This is a genomic window from Streptomyces sp. NPDC059166 (assembly GCF_042755185.1).
Classification (GTDB): Bacteria; Actinomycetota; Actinomycetes; order Streptomycetales; family Streptomycetaceae; genus Streptomyces.
On sequence record NZ_JBHZCI010000031.1, the window covers coordinates 24634 to 40044 of the forward strand.

Here is a 15411-nt window from a genome sequence, read left to right on the forward strand (position 1 = left end):
TACGGGGCCAGGATAGGCGGGCCGCCCCGCCGGTCGATCAGTGGTTGCGCGGGCCGTACATGATCAGCGCCATGCCCGCGAGGCAGACCAGGGCTCCGGCCACGTCCCACCGGTCCGGACGGTAGCCGTCGGCAACCATGCCCCAGGCGATCGACCCGGCGACGAAGACCCCGCCGTACGCCGCGAGGATCCGGCCGAATTCGCCGTCCGGCTGGAGAGTGGCGACGAACCCGTACGCGCCGAGAGCGATGACACCCGCCCCGATCCAGATCCATCCGCGATGCTCGCGGACGCCCTGCCACACCAGCCAGGCGCCTCCGATCTCGAAGAGGGCGGCGACGGCGAAGAGGGCGGCTGAGCGGGCGACGAGCATGGGGCACAGCGTACGGAGCGGTCAGAGGCTCAGGGCGCGCCGGAGCCCTTCGGGGTCGCCGTGCTCGACGGACGCCCGCCCCCGAGGCCGCGTGCGGGTGTCCGGCCCGGGAGCCCGCGGTCAGGTGGCCGGCGCCCGGCCTCCGCCCCCGCCGAACTCCCGCAGGGCCTCCGCCACGATGGCTTCGAGGCGGGCGTGGTGTGCGCCCCGCCAGTACACCCGGCCGCAGTCGGCGCACTGCGCGAAGACGTCGTAGCCGGCCTGGGTGCCCTGCTCCAGCCGCCCGCTCACCGACTCCTTGTCGGCCTCGGCGAGTGCGCCGTTGCAGGCGGTGCAGCGGGTCCACGGCGCGAGGGCGGGCGCGAAGCGGCCGAGGGTGTCCCGGAGCTGCTCGTCGGGCTGGTCGCTGTAGACGTACGCCCCGGCCCAGATCTCCCTGCGCCTGAGCAGTCCCCGGTCGCGGGAGAGCAGCACACGCTTCTGCCGGGCGGAGAGCGCGGCCAGCGCCGGGTCGCCGATGTCCTCGCTCTCGTACGCGGCGTCCACGCCGAGGAGCCGCAACCGCCGTGCGAGCGTGCCCAGATGCACGTCGAGGAGAAAGCGCAGGGGTGCGCCCGGCACCCGCTGCGGCCGACGCACGGCGCACACCTCGACGTGCTCTCCCGCCCCGGGGACGTGGGACGCGGGCACGGCGAGCCCGTCGACCAGTAGGTGCCCGGCCTCGGTGAGGGGAACGCCGAGCGACTCCACGAGGTGCCCGAGGGTCGATGAGCCGTCCGTGATCACCTTCGTGCGGCCCTGGCGGCGCCCGTGGGTGACGAAAAGCCGCAGCTCCGGGGCTACTTCGAAGGTGATCTCGGGTCCGTTCACCTGGCCAGGATGCCATCGCGCCGGGCGGCCGGGCGACCGTTTTCCGGGTGCTGCTGGGCGCCGCCGGCCGCCGGGCGGGTGGCGGCGGCCGGCTCCGGTACCGCCGGTCACCGGCGCGCCGGTCGTGGACGTACCCGGGGGAGTCGTCAGCGCCTCTGGGCGAACGCCGTCGGCGGGGCGCCGACCGTGGTGGTGAAGTCCCTGACCAGATGCGCCTGGTCGCTGTAGCCGAGGTCCGCCGCCAGCGTGGCCCAGTCGGTCTCCTGGTCCGCGTCCGCGTGCCGGAGTGCCTCATGGATGCGATGCCGGAGGATGACCCACTTCGGCCCGACTCCCACGTAGGCGGAGAACAGCCGCTGCAGCGACCGCACGGACATGCCTCCGGCGCGGGCAAGAGCGTCCGCCCGGAGCAGTGAGCGGTCCGTGCGGGCGAGTTCGGCGAGTTCCGTCGCCAGCACCGCCTGGGGATCCGGCGGTGGGAGCACCCGGAGGAGGTACGCGTCCAGAGCCGCGACCCGTGCGTCCTCGTCGGCCTCGTCGAGGACGGTCCGTGCCACCGAGGAGACCGCTGGAGAGTCCGGCGGAACGGACAGCACCTCGTCCGCGGGGACGTGCAGTCCGGTCCACCGGGACACGGGATGGTGCGGCGCGAAGGGCCGGAACGCCCCGGCGCGGAACTTGACACCGCAGACCCGTCCCCGCCCTTCCAGCCGACGGGTGAAGACGCCTCGCACGATGCCGTGGACCTCGGCGGATCCGGCGGGCTCCGGATCGTCCCCCGTCCCCGGGCGCTCCAGGACGAGATGGACGTTCGGGTGCGGCACCACCTGGGAGGTGTACGGCTCGGAGAGGTCCCAGTCGATCAGCCAGTACTGCTCCAGGTACGGCCGAAGGGCGGGAGCGGGCTCACGGAGCCGGAAGTCGACGTGGTCGAAGAGGTCGGACGCACCGATGATGCCCCGGGTCCCACGAGCGGGCGCCGCGACGGCGTCGCCCCGCGCCCTGGCGCCGTCACCTCGCGTCTCGCTGTCACCGCGCCGCCCGGCGCCGTCTCCGCCCCGTGCCTCGCCGCCACCGCCTGCCGGGCCGCCGTCGCCGTCCGCCTCCGCGGCTGAGCCGGCTCCCACTCCCGCTCCGGTCATGGCGGGGATCCTACGGACACGGGGCCTGCGGGAGCCGGGGCGTGTCGCGTTTCTTCAAGACGTCCGACCCGCCCCTGAGGCATCGTCGGACCCATGAAGACGATCAGTGAACTGCTCGAGGAAACCGCCGCACACGCGGTACCCGTGGTGCGGGGCATCGACGACACACAGCTCGCCGCCCCCACGCCGTGCGGGGACTACGACGTCCGGGCCCTGGTCAACCATCTCTCCATGGTGGTCGACAACTTCAGGATCCTCGCCGCGAAGGGCGAGCCTGACTTCAGCCGTACGGAGGACGCCGTCACCGGTGACTGGCGTGACCGTTTCGACGAGGCGACCACGCTGCTCGTGAAGGCCTGGGCCGAGCCCGGGGCGGAGGAAGGGGTGAGCGGTGGCATGAAGCTGCCCGCCAGGACGGTCGGTTTCATGGTGCTGGGGGATCTGGTGGTGCATGCGTGGGACCTGGCCAGGGCGACAGGACAGGACTACGAGGTGGCCCCCGCGGTGGTCGCCGAGCTCCTGCCGGAGGTCGCCGCGATGGCTCCGCAGGCCCGTGAGGCCAAGGTGTACGGACCTGCTTTCCCCCTGCCGCCGGGGGCTACGGCCTTCGAGCAGGTGCTGGCGGAGACGGGACGCGACCCAGGCTGGCGTGCCCCTCGCCCCTGACCGTCGCGGTCCGGCAGCCTCCTGTGCACGGAACGGCGTGCGGAGCCGGATAGAGCCATCCGAGCGTCGTGTACGCCCTGTCGACGACCGCCTCGGCCGCGATCACCGCGTCGCGCGAGGCGAGCCGGGCCGCCCGCCGTGTGTACGGAGACGGCGGGGCGTCCTGCCGGCAGGCGCAGACGGTGTACACACCGCTCGCGGCGACCACGGCCGGAACGGACAGGGTCAGCAGCAGGTCGTGCATGCCGGGGGCCTCCTCGGGAGCGACTGGTGCTCCTTGCATCGGCAGCACCGGGAGCGGCTGGAGATCGTTCTTCGGCCAATGAATGGCTCATCGGTGACCTGCCCATGGCCTGTCCGGGGGCCGGGCCGCTTCCGCTGCGGTGACCGGGGGCAGGAAGGACACTGCGCGCCCCCGGCGCACCACCGGGGTGCGGATCCCACACCCGGCGCGCATCCCGAGCCCGGTGTCCCGCGCTACCGGCGCACGACCACTGCGCGAACCGGCCCCCGCCCGGGGCCGCCCCGTCTCAGGCTGTCCCCGTGGTGGGGGCGGAGGCGTCGCGGTCGAGGCGGGTACGCAGGGTCAGCGCGAACTCCTCGGCCCGGGCCAGCTGCACGCGTACCTTCTCGACCTGTTCGGAGGCGGCACGCTCGTACGCGCGGATCCGCGCCAGGAGGGCGTCGCGCTCGTCCGGTGCCAGCGCGGTCCCGTTGTCGAGGCGGTCGGTCACCTCCAGGAGGTCCCGCATCTCGTCCAGGGTGAAGCCCAGTGGCTTCATCCGGCGGATGACCATCAGCCGTGCCACGTCCGCCTCCGTGTAGAGACGGAAACCGCCCCTCGAACGGGCGGAGGGCGACACGAGCCCGGTCTCCTCGTAGTGCCGGATCGTGCGCAGTGAAAGCTCGGTGCGTGCCGCCACCTCGCCGATCTGCATGTGCTCGCCGCTCACCGTGTCCCGCTCACTGTCTCGGTGTGCACGGTGATCCGTGCACGGTGTCCCGTGTCCCCCGACGGCCGTCGTGACCACCGTGACCACACGGTACGACGAACCATCTCTACCCTAACGTTAGGGTAGAGTCGACGAAGGTCGGTTGCCCCGGGTCGACGACGCCCCGACGCGCCCCGCCCGGCAGGCACCTTCCAGGTCGCGGCACCGGTCGAGGCCGGGTGCCCGATACCCGCGGGACCTCCCGGTCCCGGCGCACTCCGGGCACCGCCGCCGGTGCACGGTCCGCGCCGTCCTCGCGCGGGCGCGACGGCCGTCCGCAACCCCACCGCTGCCGGCGGTGCGGCGGAAGACCCGCCGGTCGCCGCCCGCGGTACCGCGGAAGGCCGCCCCGCCGCTGCCCGCCCCCACGCTTCCGTCCGCGTCCCGCGCGGACGATCCGCGGGACGCCACCCCGGCCCCCGCGTCCCCCCGCACGTCCCGGTACGCCGGGTGTGCCCGAGCACGACAGGTCACGCCCCTTGTCCTCATCCGTACTGTCGCCGGACCGCCGGCCGGCCGGGTTCCGGCCCGCCTGGCTCTCCCCGAAGGTCTTCCGGACCGAGGTCCTGGCCGGTCTCGTCGTGGGGCTGGCGCTGATCCCCGAGGCGATCTCCTTCTCCGTCATCGCCGGGGTGGACCCGGCGGTCGGCCTCTTCTCCGCCTTCACGATGGCCGTCGTCATCTCCGTGGTCGGCGGCAGGCCGGCGATGATCTCCGCCGCGACCGGTGCGGTCGCCCTGGTCATCGCCCCCCTCAACCGGGAGCACGGACTGGGCTACCTGGTCGCGGGCGTCATCCTGGGCGGTGTCTTCCAGATCGTCCTGGGGGCGCTCGGGGTGGCCAAGCTGATGAGGTTCGTGCCCCGCAGCGTGATGGTCGGCTTCGTCAACGCCCTGGCGATCCTGATCTTCATGGGTCAGGTCCCCGAGCTGAGTGACGTCCCCTGGCCGGTCTACCCGCTGGTCGCGGGCGGCCTGGTCCTGATGGTGCTGTTCCCGAGGATCACCAAGGTGATCCCCGCGCCGCTGGTCTCGATCGTCATCCTCACCGCGATCACCGTCTCGGCGGGCATCGCGGTGCCGACCGTCGGGGACAAGGGCGCACTGCCCTCCTCGCTCCCGACGCCCGGCCTGCCCGACGTGCCCTTCACCCTGGACACCCTGACCACCGTCGCCCCGTACGCGCTCGCCATGGCCCTGGTCGGCCTCATGGAGTCGCTGATGACGGCCAAACTGGTCGACGAGATCACGGACACCCACTCCAGCAAGACGCGTGAGTCGATCGGCCAGGGCGTCGCCAACATCGTGACCGGCTTCTTCGGCGGGATGGGCGGCTGCGCCATGATCGGCCAGACCATGATCAACGTGAAGGTGTCGGGGGCGCGCACCCGCTTGTCCACGTTCCTCGCGGGTGTCTTCCTCATGGTCCTGTGCATCGTGTTCGGGCCGCTCGTCTCGCACATCCCGATGGCGGCGCTCGTCGCGGTCATGGTGATGGTGTGCTTCGCCACCTTCGACTGGCACTCCATCGCTCCCGGGACGCTGAAGCGGCTGCCGGCGGGCGAGACCGCCGTGATGGTGATCACGGTGATCTGCGTCGTCGCCACCTCGAACCTCGCCATCGGTGTCGTCGTCGGCTCGGTGACCGCCATGGTGATCTTCGCCAGGAGGGTCGCGCGCCTCGCGGACGTGACGTCCGTCACCGATCCGGACGGTGGCAGGGTCGTCTACTCCGTCTTCGGCGAACTCTTCTTCGCCTCGTCCAACGACCTGGTCGGCCGGTTCGACTACGCCGGCGATCCGGAGGAGGTGGTGATCGACCTCACTGCCGCGCACATCTGGGACGCCTCGTCGGTGGCGACCCTGGACGCCGTCACGACGAAGTACGAACAGCGCGGCAAGCGTGTGGAGATCGTGGGTCTCGACGAGCCCAGCGCCGACCTCCACAGCACCCTCAGCGGGCGCCTCGCCACAGGAGGTTGACACGCGTCCGAGCCCGTCCTCCGAGGCGCGAAAGCGCCGGTGAGGGCCTTTCCGGCGGGCTCCGCGCCCATGGCCGTAAGGGGAGGGTGGCTTGCCAGACGCTCCCCGGCTGGGCAATGGTTGCCGAAGGGAAAGCAATTTTCGTCCAGTTGGAAGGTGGTGCGGCTCGCATCACGCGGGCCCCCCCTCATGGCTCCTCAGAAGGAACAGATCGCCACGAAGACTCAGCAACGTCCCGCGTACGACCTGTGGGGACAGGCCCCGTACCCCGTGATCGTCGTCGACCCGGCCGGTGCGGTCGTGGGCCGCAACCCGGCCGCGGCGTCACTCCTGCCCGAAGCCGCGCACGGACTCCCGCTGGGTGACGTGGCCCCGGCCTGGCTGACACAGGCCCACGAGGACTTCGAGCCCCACCAGGACTTCGCACCCCAACAGGACTTCGCACCCCGCGAGGGAGCCGCGCACGAGGACTTCGCGCCTGCCGGCTCCGCCCGTGCGGAGACCGGGCACCGGCCCGGCCCTCTCGCGGCGGTGGACCGCCCGGCGTACCGGGGCGAGATCGGTGGCTCGGCCTTCGAGGCGCGTCCTGTCGTGAACGTCGAAGGGGACGTGGCGTGGTGGCTGTTCGACGACTCCCCGCGCCGTCTCGTCGAGGAGGAGCTGACCAGGGAGCGGGAACGCACCACCTTCCTGGCCGAGGCGTCGAACGTCCTGCTCGCCTCGCTGAACACCGACCGCTGCATGCGTGTCACCGCCCAGCTGGCGTCCCGGCACCTCGCGGACGCGGCGGTCGTGATCCTCCCCGCCTCGGGACGGAAGCTGCCCCTGGCGTACGCCGTCGACGGCGGGGCCGCGTTCCGGCGCACGGTGACGGAGGACCCCGCGCTCGTACCCGGTCTCAGCGAGGCACTGCAGGGTTTCCCGCCCGTACCGTCGCGGTGGATCGACCCCGCCGCGCTGCCGGGCTGGCTGCTGCCCGACGACTTCGCCGGCCCGGTCGGGTCGGCCGCCATCACCCCCCTGCCGGGGCACGGGGTCCCGGCAGGCGTCCTCGTCCTGCTGCGCGGCACCGGTTCCGCCGGGTTCAACGAGAGCGAGGAGGTCTTCGCCCGGCTCTTCGCCGCCCGGGCCGGCGCGGCCCTGTCCGCCGCGCGCCTCTACGCCGAGCAGAGCGACATAACCCGGACCCTGATGCGGGATCTGCTGCCGCCCCGGCTGGAGCGTGTCAACGGGGTCGAGTTCGCCGGTGGCTACCAGCCCGCCGCCGCACGGGAGCGCGTCGGCGGTGACTTCTACGACGTGCACCCGGGCAGCGCGCCCGACGACGTGTCCCTGGCGGTCCTCGGGGACGTGTGCGGGAAGGGCCTGGACGCCGCGGTCCTCACCGGGAAGATCCGCAACACCCTCCAGGCGCTGACCCCGATGGCCGACGACCACGCCCGCATGCTGCGGCTCCTCAACGGGGCGCTCCTCAACTCCCACCACACGCGGTTCGCGACCCTCGTGCTGGCCTCGGTCCGGCGCGAGGAGCACCGGGTGCGCCTGAGCCTCACCTCCGCCGGGCACCCCGCCCCGCTGGTGATCCGCAACGACGGCCGGGTCGAGGAGATCGAGACCCGCGGGACGCTGGTCGGGGCGCTGCCCCACGTCGAGGCCCACACGGTGGAGACGGACCTCATGCCGGGCGAGACGTGCCTGCTCTACACGGACGGGGTCACCGAGGCCCGTGGAGGTCCGCTCGGCGACGAGCTCTTCGGCGAGGAGCGGCTGATGCGCGCCATGGCGGAGTGCGTCGGGATGCCCGGAGCCGCGGTCGTCGAGCGGGTGCAGATGCTCGCGTCCGAGTGGCTCCACGACGGACGTCACGACGACATGGCGCTCGTCGCCATCACCGCTCCGCAGACCACCCATCTGAGTGCGGTGGACGGCCACACCCGGGGCAGGTACACCGCATGAGCACAGACACTCTCGCCGTACCCGGGACGCAAGGACTCCAGGACCGGCTGTGGGACGCGGTGACCGGTCGCGACGAACACACCGCCGCCCGGCTGGTCCTCTCCGCCGTGGACGAGGGGACCGACCCGGAGGCGGTCCTGCTCGACGTCATAGCGCCCGTACAGGCACGCGTGGGCACCGAGTGGGCGGCCAACCGGCTCTCCGTGGCTCAGGAGCACGCGGCCAGCGCCATCGCCGAACGGGTCATCGCAGCACTCGCCCACCACCCACGGGTGCGTGCCGAGCCCTGTGCGGGCCGGGTCACCGTGGCCTGCGTGGACCAGGAGTGGCACGCCCTGCCGGCGCGTCTGCTGGCCGAGGTGCTCACCCTGCGCGGATGGCGGGTCGACTTCCTCGGGGCGCAGGTGCCGACGCCGCACCTCATCGGGCACCTGCACAGCTTCGGTGCCGACGCCGTCGCGCTGTCCTCGTCGATCCCCACCCGGCTGCCGACCGCGCACGCGGCGATCACCGCCTGCCAGGCCGTCGGGGTGCCCGTCCTGGTGGGCGGGGCGGCTTTCGGCCAGGACGGCCGGTTCGCCCGTCTGCTGGGGGCGGACGCCTGGGCCCCCGACGCACGGTCGGCGGCGGTCCGGCTGGCGGACGGCCTCCCGGTGCCGGTCCCGGCGGCGGGCCGGCAGCAGATCGACGACCTGCCCCACCTCGGCGACCAGGAGTACACACTCGTCGTCCGTGGCAGACCCCAACTCGTGCGCGAGGTGATGGCGCAGCTGGAGGATCGCTTCCCCGCGGCGGCGTCCTACACCGAACAGCAACGTGAGCACACCGCGCAGGACGTCGCCCACATCGTCGAGTACCTGGGTGCGGCCCTCTACGTCGACGACGACGATCTCTTCACCGGCTTCATGAGCTGGACGGCTGCCATTCTCGAGGCCCGCAGGGTCCCGGCCGCCTCCCTGCTGCCGGTGCTCGACGTGCTGGGGACGGAGCTCAAGGACTTCCCCCGCACCACCAGAATGCTGGCCGGGGCGCGAGCCGTCCTCGAGGCCGGCGGGCAGCGACACCGGAGCACAGGATGACCGAACGCCCCCGTCCATCCCTCACCCTCGACGTCGAAGCCTCGCCCGGCGCCGTACGCCTGCGTGTCGCCGGTGAGTTGGACTACGACACCAGTGACCAGTTCGTGGAGCGCTTCCAGGAGTGCCTGGAGGCCGATCCCACGCTGCGTGAACTGGCCCTGGAGTGCGCCGGGCTGCGGGTGTGCGACTCCATGGGCGTCTCCAGCCTCCTGCTGGTCCACCGCGGCACCTCCGCCCGGGGGATCAGGCTGAGCCTGGAGAACCCCCCGGCCTTCCTCAGCCGGATCCTCTACGTCACCGGGACCGGGCACCTCTTCGGTGTCGCGGCCGACGGGGCGCGCGGCCAGGCCGGCCGCGCCGAGGAGGGCCCGCGGCCGGCAGGCGAGCCGTACCGGTCCTTCCCGCCGTCGGCACCCTCCGGCTGACGGGCACCCCCGCAGACCGGGGGGAACGCCCTCAGGGCCGGACGGGGCGCCCGATGTCAGGCGGCCCCCGGCGGGGCGCCGAGCGCCGCGTCGAGAGTGGGGAAGGTGTGCAGCACCTGGTCGACGCCCGCGGTGCGCAGGAGCCGTGTCACCGCCGCGCCCGGCGCGACGACGCGCAGTTCCGTCCGCTGGTGCACGTCGATGAGCAGTCCCAGGAACGAGGAGTCCGCGAAGGTCACCGCCGACGTGTCGAGCACGACGACCCGGTGCCCTCCCACGGCCTGCCACAGGGAGATGAAGAGCGGGTCGACCGTGTCGCAGTCGATGTCGCCCTGGGCGCGTACGACCCAGTGGCCGTTGATCTCGCACTCGGCCGCCACCACGGGCCGACCGGCGGGTACGGAGTTGTCGATGGGCTCGCGGACCATGCGGGAATTATGCCAACCGCCTCAGCGGGCCGGCGCCCTGCCCGTGCTCCGGGTGAGGACGGGGGACACGGCTCGCCGGAGGTCCTTCAGGTGAGCGCGACCAGGGCGACGATGTGCTTGCCACCGGGGAGATGCCTGATGGCCACGTGCTTGGTGAGCCGGCGCACCAGCAGCCATCCGTAGCCGCCGATGGGGGTGGTTCCGGGATCGCGTTCCGCCGTGACGGGAGTCTCCGTACTGGCGTCGGCGACCGTGAGGAGCAGGCCGTCGTCGGTGATACGCGCCGTGAAGCCGGTGAGACCTCCGCCGTGCCTGACGGCGTTGGTCACGAGCTCGGAGGTGACCAGCAGGGCGTCGGCGACCACCACATCGGCAGGGCCCTCTCCGCCCAGCCCGCAGAACTCCTCCTCCAGGAGCCGGGTGACCACGTCACGCGCGGCGGCCGCGTTCAGCGGCACGGTGGAACCGTGGCCCGTGCCTCCGGCCTCCGCCGGGGCAGCCGGGGCCGCGGCCTCCTCCGTCCCATGGACCGGAGTCGTACCGTCCCGCAGCACTTCTCGCTCCCCGTTCATTACCTTTTGCGCCTGCCCTGACAGCGCCCGCTCACACTCCGGCGCTCCATGGACGGCCGGCGCGGGGCGCGGGAGGTCAGCATGAGAGCGCCGCGTCCACCGTGTCGGCGAACGTGAAGGCACCGAGTGTGCCCGAGACCTCGAAGAGCCTGCGCAGCCCGGTGTCGAGAGGCCCGGCCAGAACCAGCCGGACCCCGGTCGCGGTGTGCCGGCGCTGGGCGTTCAGCAGGACGTGCAGTCCGGTCGAGTCGGCGAACTCCAGCCGGGACAGGTCGGCCACGGTCAGCCGTCCGCCGCGCCCGGCGGCGCCGTCGAGCGCCTCGACCAGTTCGGAGTGGCCCGACCACCCGTCCAGGCTGCCCCGGACACGGATCAGGACGACACCGTCGTCCGCGGTCTCCACGACCACACGCAGTTCATCCGCCGTCATGGCCGTATTTTCCTACACCGGTGCGCGGGGGCGAACAGGTGCTCCCCGATTCCGCGCCCTCCGGGAGCCCGGGTGGTGCTCAGGGCCACACCAGGCAGTACGCCTGATGGCCCGCGTCGTGCAGCCGGTGGGAGAAGTCCTGCCACTCGTGCAGCAGTTGGTAGACGTTGAAGGCGTCGCGCGGGCCGCCCCGGTCGGGAACCGTGGACCAGATGAAGGCCGCGGCGCCGACCGACTCCTCGCCGACGTCGCGCAGGGGGTCCACGACCGTCATCGGCAGCTTGACCACCGCGTAGTCGGGGTGGAGCACGACGAGTTCGAGCGGGGGCACCTTGTGCAGGGGTATGCCCTGTATGCCGGTGAGGACCATGGCGGCCACCGTCTCCGGCTTGATCTTGCTGAACATGCCGCCCATGCCCAGCTCGTCGCCGCCCAGTTCCTCGGGGCGCATGGAGATGGGCACACGCGCGGCGGTGGCCCCGTCGGGCGCACCGAAGTACTTGTAGGTCACCCCCACCCTTCCACTGCTCCTGCTCCCGGAATCCTCGACGCCGGCCGTCGACGCGTCCCGTACGCGCTCGGCCTCGCGCCGGTGCCGCCCTCGCCGGGCAGGCTCGGGCCCCAGGTCGTCGGTCCCTTCGCCCACTCCGCCACCGCGATGCATATCTCATCCACCCGACTACTTCTTAGGAGACACAGCCCCGCCGCGCAACCCGATCATCGTCAGTGACCTCCCCCACGGGCGCGCGGTGAAACACCTGTCCGCAAGACCGTCGACGCCTCTGACACCATGGCATGGGTGAGCTTTCCCTATGACGCCCCAGTTTCGCAGACGCGAGGAGACTGACGCCCTTTCGTTGTACGAGCCTCATACGGGGAGAGCGCGCTCCCTGCTCACCGGTGGCCGGAATCGCCGGTCAGGCCCCCCGAACCTCGAATCGCAGATCAGGACCAAAGTGGCGTATCCATACGAAGCCCCAGTTTCGCAGACGCTTTTCGACCGGGCGTCCCTCGTGACACCCGGTGGCGTGAACTCTCCCGTGCGTGCGTTCCGTGCCGTGGGCGGTACGCCCCGGTTCATGGTGTCCGGTACGGGTCCGTACCTCACCGACGCCGACGGCCGTGAGTACGTCGACCTCGTGTGTTCGTGGGGGCCGATGATCCTCGGCCATTCGCACCCCGAGGTCACCGCCGCCGTCCAGGACGCCGTGGCCCGCGGTACCTCCTTCGGTACGCCGGGTGAGGGCGAGGTGGCGCTCGCCGAGGAGATCGTCGCCCGGATCGATCCCGTCGAGCAGGTCCGCCTGGTGTCGTCCGGCACCGAGGCGACCATGTCCGCGATCCGGCTCGCCCGCGGTTTCACCGGGCGCGCCAAGGTCGTGAAGTTCGCCGGCTGCTACCACGGGCACGTCGACGCCCTGCTGGCCGCGGCCGGTTCCGGGGTCGCCACCTTCGGTCTGCCCGACACGCCCGGCGTGACGGGGGCGCAGGCGGGCGACACGATCGTGCTTCCGTACAACGACCTGGACGCCGTACGCGCCGCGTTCGCCGCGCAGCCGGGGGAGATCGCCTGTGTGATCACGGAGGCCTCCCCGGGCAACATGGGCGTGGTGCCGCCGCTCGACGGCTTCAACGCCGGGCTCAAGGAGATCTGCGCGGCCAACGGCGCGCTGTACATCTCCGACGAGGTGATGACGGGCTTCCGCACGTCGAAGGCCGGCTGGTACGGCATCGACGGAGTGCGTCCCGACCTGATGACCTTCGGCAAGGTCATGGGCGGCGGTTTCCCCGCCGCGGCGTTCGGCGGCCGCGCCGACGTGATGGCGCACCTGGCACCCGCCGGCCCCGTCTACCAGGCGGGCACCCTGTCCGGGAACCCGGTGGCCACCGCCGCGGGCCTCGCCCAGCTGCGGCTGCTGGACGACGCGGCGTACGCGAAGGTCGACGCGGTCTCCGCGGAGCTGCGCGCCCTGGTCGGCGAGGCCTTCACCAAGGAGGGCGTCGCGCACACGGTGTCGGCGGCGAGCAACATGTTCTCCGTCTTCTTCACCGACGAGCCCGTCCGAGACTACGAGGGGGCGAAGAAGCAGGAGGCGTTCCGCTTCACCGCGTTCTTCCACTCGATGCTGGAGCAGGGCGTGTATCTGCCCCCGTCCGCCTTCGAGTCCTGGTTCGTCTCCACCGCCCACGACGCGCGGGCGCTGGAGCGGGTCGCCGCCGCGCTGCCCGCCGCCGCCCGCGCCGCATCGGAGGCCACCGCATGAGCGAGTCCAGCAGCAAGGACATCACCGTCGTCCACCTGATGCGCCACGGTGAGGTGCACAACCCGGAGGGTGTGCTCTACGGGCGCCGGGCCGGCTACAGCCTGTCCGACCTCGGCCGCCGGATGGCCGACCGGGTCGCCGAGCACCTGGAGAAGCGCGACATCACGCATGTCGTGGCCTCCCCGCTCGAGCGTGCCCAGGAGACGGCCACCCCCATCGCCGCGTCGCACGGCCTGGAGCTGGCGACCGACGGACGTCTCATCGAGGCCGCCAACGTCTTCGAGGGCAAGACCTTCGGCGTCGGTGACGGGGCGCTGCGCAAGCCGGAGAACTGGAAGCACCTCACCAACCCCTTCAAGCCGTCCTGGGGGGAGCCGTACGTCGAGCAGGTCGTACGGATGATGGGTGCCCTGGACGCGGCGCGTGACGCCGCCCGAGGGCACGAGGCGGTGTGCGTCAGCCACCAGTTGCCGATCTGGATCGTGCGGAGCTTCGTGGAGCGGCGACGGCTGTGGCACGACCCGCGCAAGCGGCAGTGCACCCTGGCCTCGCTGACGACGTTCACGTACCAGGGGGACGAGATCGTCTCCGTCGGGTACACCGAGCCGGCCAGGGACCTCGTTCCGGCGCACCTGCTCGCGGGGGCGAAGCCGGTCAAGGGGAAGTCCAAGGCCTTCGGCGCCTGAAAGGCCGTCCCGCGGCGCCCGGATCACACGCGGGACACGCCCCTAGCAGCTCCCGCGTGTGATCCGGGCGCACCCCGCCGCCCTGTAGGCCATGTGCAGCAAATGTAAGGGTCTGTTCACGTAATCATTTTTATGATTATCGGTGGAACCCCCGTGTTGGATTCCTCATCTAAGCCATCACCAGTTTGTATGGCAATGAGGTAATACGACCGCAGATGGGGACGCCATGCGTGAAATCAACCGTAGGGGCCTGCTCGGGGCAGGACTGGGAGCCGCAGCCGCACTGTCGATGTCCGGCTGCGGCTCTCTCAGTTCTTCGGAGAGCGGGAGGCCGGCTCCGCCGAAGGGATCTCCCGGAGCCAAAGGGCCCCACGGGAATGGCGGGGACACCCCGAAGAATCAGGTCAGGCTGATCGGTGACGGTTCCACGGCCGACACGGGAAAGCAGCCCAACCAGCCGGCGGCGCCGGTCCCGCTGGAGCCCGGCCAGACCCCGCCGCAGTTCGTGATCTTTTCCTGGGACGGTGCGGGAGAGGTCGGCAACGGACTCTTCCCGCGCTTTCTCGAACTCGCCGAGGAGCACGACGCGGGGATGACCTTCTTCCTCTCCGGGCTCTACGTGCTGCCCGAGGCGAAGAAGTCGCTCTACCGCCCGCCCAACAACCCGCGCGGCGCCTCGGACATCGGCTACCTCAACGACGACCACGTCAAGCAGACGCTGAAGTACGTGCGCCAGGCGTGGCTGGACGGGCACGAGATCGGGACCCATTTCAACGGGCACTTCTGCGGCGGTTCCGGATCGGTGGGCAACTGGACGCCGGAGCAATGGCGGAGCGAGATCGACCAGGCCGTCTCGTTCGTCACCGAATGGCGGACCAACAGCGGGTGGGAGGACGTCGAGCCGCTGCCCTTCGACTACCGGAAGGAACTGGTCGGAGGCCGTACACCCTGCCTTCTCGGACAGGACAACCTGCTGCCGACCGCGAAACAGCTGGGCTGGCGCTACGACGCGAGTTCGCCCGGTGGCAGCCAGATGTGGCCGGAGAAGCGCCAAGGCGTATGGGATCTTCCGCTTCAGGGAATTCCCTTCCCCGGCCACTCCTTCGAAGTCCTCTCCATGGACTACAACATCCTCGCCAACCAGTCGAAGAATTCGACCAACGGGATGCCGTCGCGCTATCCGGGATGGCGCACCCAGGCCACCCAGGCGTACATCGCGGGATTCGACCGCGCCTACGAGACGAACCGGGCGCCCTTCTACGTCGGAAACCACTTCGAGGAGTGGAACGGCGGCATCTACATGGACGCCGTGGAGGATGTGATCAAACACATCGCGGGCAAGCCGGATGTGCGCCTCGTCTCATTCCGGCAGTTCGTCGACTGGCTCGACGCACAGGATCCGGCGGTGCTCGCGAAGCTGCGTACGCTCCAGGTCGGCCAGTCCCCCGAGGGCGGCTGGAACGCCTTCTTTAAACAGACCTGACAAGGGGCTTTACGGGCACCGAGGGGGGTGGGCAAGATCCCCTGAACTGCCATGCGAAACTTT

16 protein-coding genes are annotated in these 15411 nt (G+C 71.4%); 8 read left to right on the plus strand and 8 right to left on the minus strand.

Going from position 1 to position 15411, the window contains the following annotated elements; translation table 11 throughout:
• Positions 1–37 precede the first annotated feature (37 nt).
• The 3 genes from ACFXOA_RS22675 to ACFXOA_RS22685 form a co-directional block, all read right to left on the minus strand.
• A complete protein-coding gene (locus ACFXOA_RS22675) occupies positions 38–373 on the minus strand; it encodes a YnfA family protein (protein WP_385031417.1) in 336 nt (111 codons plus the stop codon).
• Between the two features lie 120 nt (positions 374–493).
• Entirely contained in the window at positions 494–1243 is a 750-nt protein-coding gene (locus tag ACFXOA_RS22680; protein ID WP_385031419.1) for a Mut7-C RNAse domain-containing protein, read from the minus strand.
• Between the two features lie 146 nt (positions 1244–1389).
• On the minus strand, positions 1390–2385 hold the full coding sequence (locus ACFXOA_RS22685; RefSeq protein ID WP_385031422.1) for a DUF6597 domain-containing transcriptional factor: 996 nt from the start codon (positions 2383–2385) through the stop codon (positions 1390–1392).
• A gap of 93 nt (positions 2386–2478) precedes the next feature.
• On the opposite strand from ACFXOA_RS22685, the gene ACFXOA_RS22690 reads away from it, so the two are divergent.
• Positions 2479–3051, plus strand: coding sequence for a TIGR03086 family metal-binding protein (locus ACFXOA_RS22690; protein WP_385031425.1), 573 nt, complete (start codon positions 2479–2481; stop codon positions 3049–3051).
• Positions 3052–3581: 530 nt separating this feature from the next.
• Here the strand turns inward: ACFXOA_RS22690 and ACFXOA_RS22695 are convergent.
• Positions 3582–4004: a MerR family transcriptional regulator gene (locus ACFXOA_RS22695; RefSeq protein ID WP_385031427.1), complete on the minus strand. Its 423-nt coding sequence runs from the start codon at positions 4002–4004 to the stop codon at positions 3582–3584.
• A gap of 518 nt (positions 4005–4522) precedes the next feature.
• Between ACFXOA_RS22695 and ACFXOA_RS22700 the strand changes: the two genes are divergently transcribed.
• From ACFXOA_RS22700 to ACFXOA_RS22715, 4 genes are all read left to right on the plus strand, one after another.
• Positions 4523–6025 carry a SulP family inorganic anion transporter gene (locus ACFXOA_RS22700; RefSeq protein ID WP_385031430.1) on the plus strand — a complete coding sequence of 501 codons (1503 nt, stop codon included), beginning with the start codon at positions 4523–4525 and terminating at the stop codon, positions 6023–6025.
• A 189-nt stretch (positions 6026–6214) separates the two neighbouring features.
• Complete coding sequence (locus tag ACFXOA_RS22705) at positions 6215–7981, plus strand: PP2C family protein-serine/threonine phosphatase (RefSeq protein WP_385031433.1); 1767 nt, start codon at positions 6215–6217, stop codon at positions 7979–7981.
• Positions 7978–9060: a B12-binding domain-containing protein gene (locus tag ACFXOA_RS22710; protein WP_385031436.1), complete on the plus strand. Its 1083-nt coding sequence runs from the start codon at positions 7978–7980 to the stop codon at positions 9058–9060. The genes ACFXOA_RS22705 and ACFXOA_RS22710 overlap by 4 nt, the downstream gene beginning before the upstream one ends.
• Positions 9057–9485: an STAS domain-containing protein gene (locus ACFXOA_RS22715; protein WP_385031439.1), complete on the plus strand. Its 429-nt coding sequence runs from the start codon at positions 9057–9059 to the stop codon at positions 9483–9485. The genes ACFXOA_RS22710 and ACFXOA_RS22715 overlap by 4 nt, the downstream gene beginning before the upstream one ends.
• 56 nt (positions 9486–9541) lie before the next feature.
• On the opposite strand, the gene ACFXOA_RS22720 is transcribed toward ACFXOA_RS22715, so the two are convergent.
• From ACFXOA_RS22720 to ACFXOA_RS22735, 4 genes are all read right to left on the minus strand, one after another.
• Complete coding sequence (locus ACFXOA_RS22720; RefSeq protein ID WP_385031442.1) at positions 9542–9913, minus strand: STAS domain-containing protein; 372 nt, start codon at positions 9911–9913, stop codon at positions 9542–9544.
• Positions 9914–9999: 86 nt separating this feature from the next.
• Positions 10000–10485, minus strand: a complete 486-nt coding sequence (locus ACFXOA_RS22725; RefSeq protein WP_385031445.1) for an ATP-binding protein — start codon at positions 10483–10485, stop codon at positions 10000–10002.
• 76 nt (positions 10486–10561) lie between these two features.
• Positions 10562–10915 carry an STAS domain-containing protein gene (locus ACFXOA_RS22730; protein ID WP_385031448.1) on the minus strand — a complete coding sequence of 118 codons (354 nt, stop codon included), beginning with the start codon at positions 10913–10915 and terminating at the stop codon, positions 10562–10564.
• Between the two features lie 79 nt (positions 10916–10994).
• Positions 10995–11579, minus strand: a complete 585-nt coding sequence (locus tag ACFXOA_RS22735) for a hypothetical protein (protein ID WP_385031451.1) — start codon at positions 11577–11579, stop codon at positions 10995–10997.
• A 292-nt stretch (positions 11580–11871) separates the two neighbouring features.
• Here ACFXOA_RS22735 and hemL point away from each other — a divergent pair, with 292 nt between their 5' ends.
• The 3 genes from hemL to ACFXOA_RS22750 all read left to right on the plus strand — a co-directional run bounded on the left by hemL (position 11872) and on the right by ACFXOA_RS22750 (position 15348).
• On the plus strand, positions 11872–13179 hold the full coding sequence (gene hemL, locus ACFXOA_RS22740; RefSeq protein WP_385031454.1) for a glutamate-1-semialdehyde 2,1-aminomutase: 1308 nt from the start codon (positions 11872–11874) through the stop codon (positions 13177–13179).
• Positions 13176–13865 carry a histidine phosphatase family protein gene (locus ACFXOA_RS22745; RefSeq protein WP_385031457.1) on the plus strand — a complete coding sequence of 230 codons (690 nt, stop codon included), beginning with the start codon at positions 13176–13178 and terminating at the stop codon, positions 13863–13865. Before hemL ends, ACFXOA_RS22745 begins: the two co-directional genes overlap by 4 nt.
• A gap of 226 nt (positions 13866–14091) precedes the next feature.
• A complete protein-coding gene (locus ACFXOA_RS22750; protein ID WP_385031460.1) occupies positions 14092–15348 on the plus strand; it encodes a hypothetical protein in 1257 nt (418 codons plus the stop codon).
• Positions 15349–15411 lie beyond the last annotated feature (63 nt).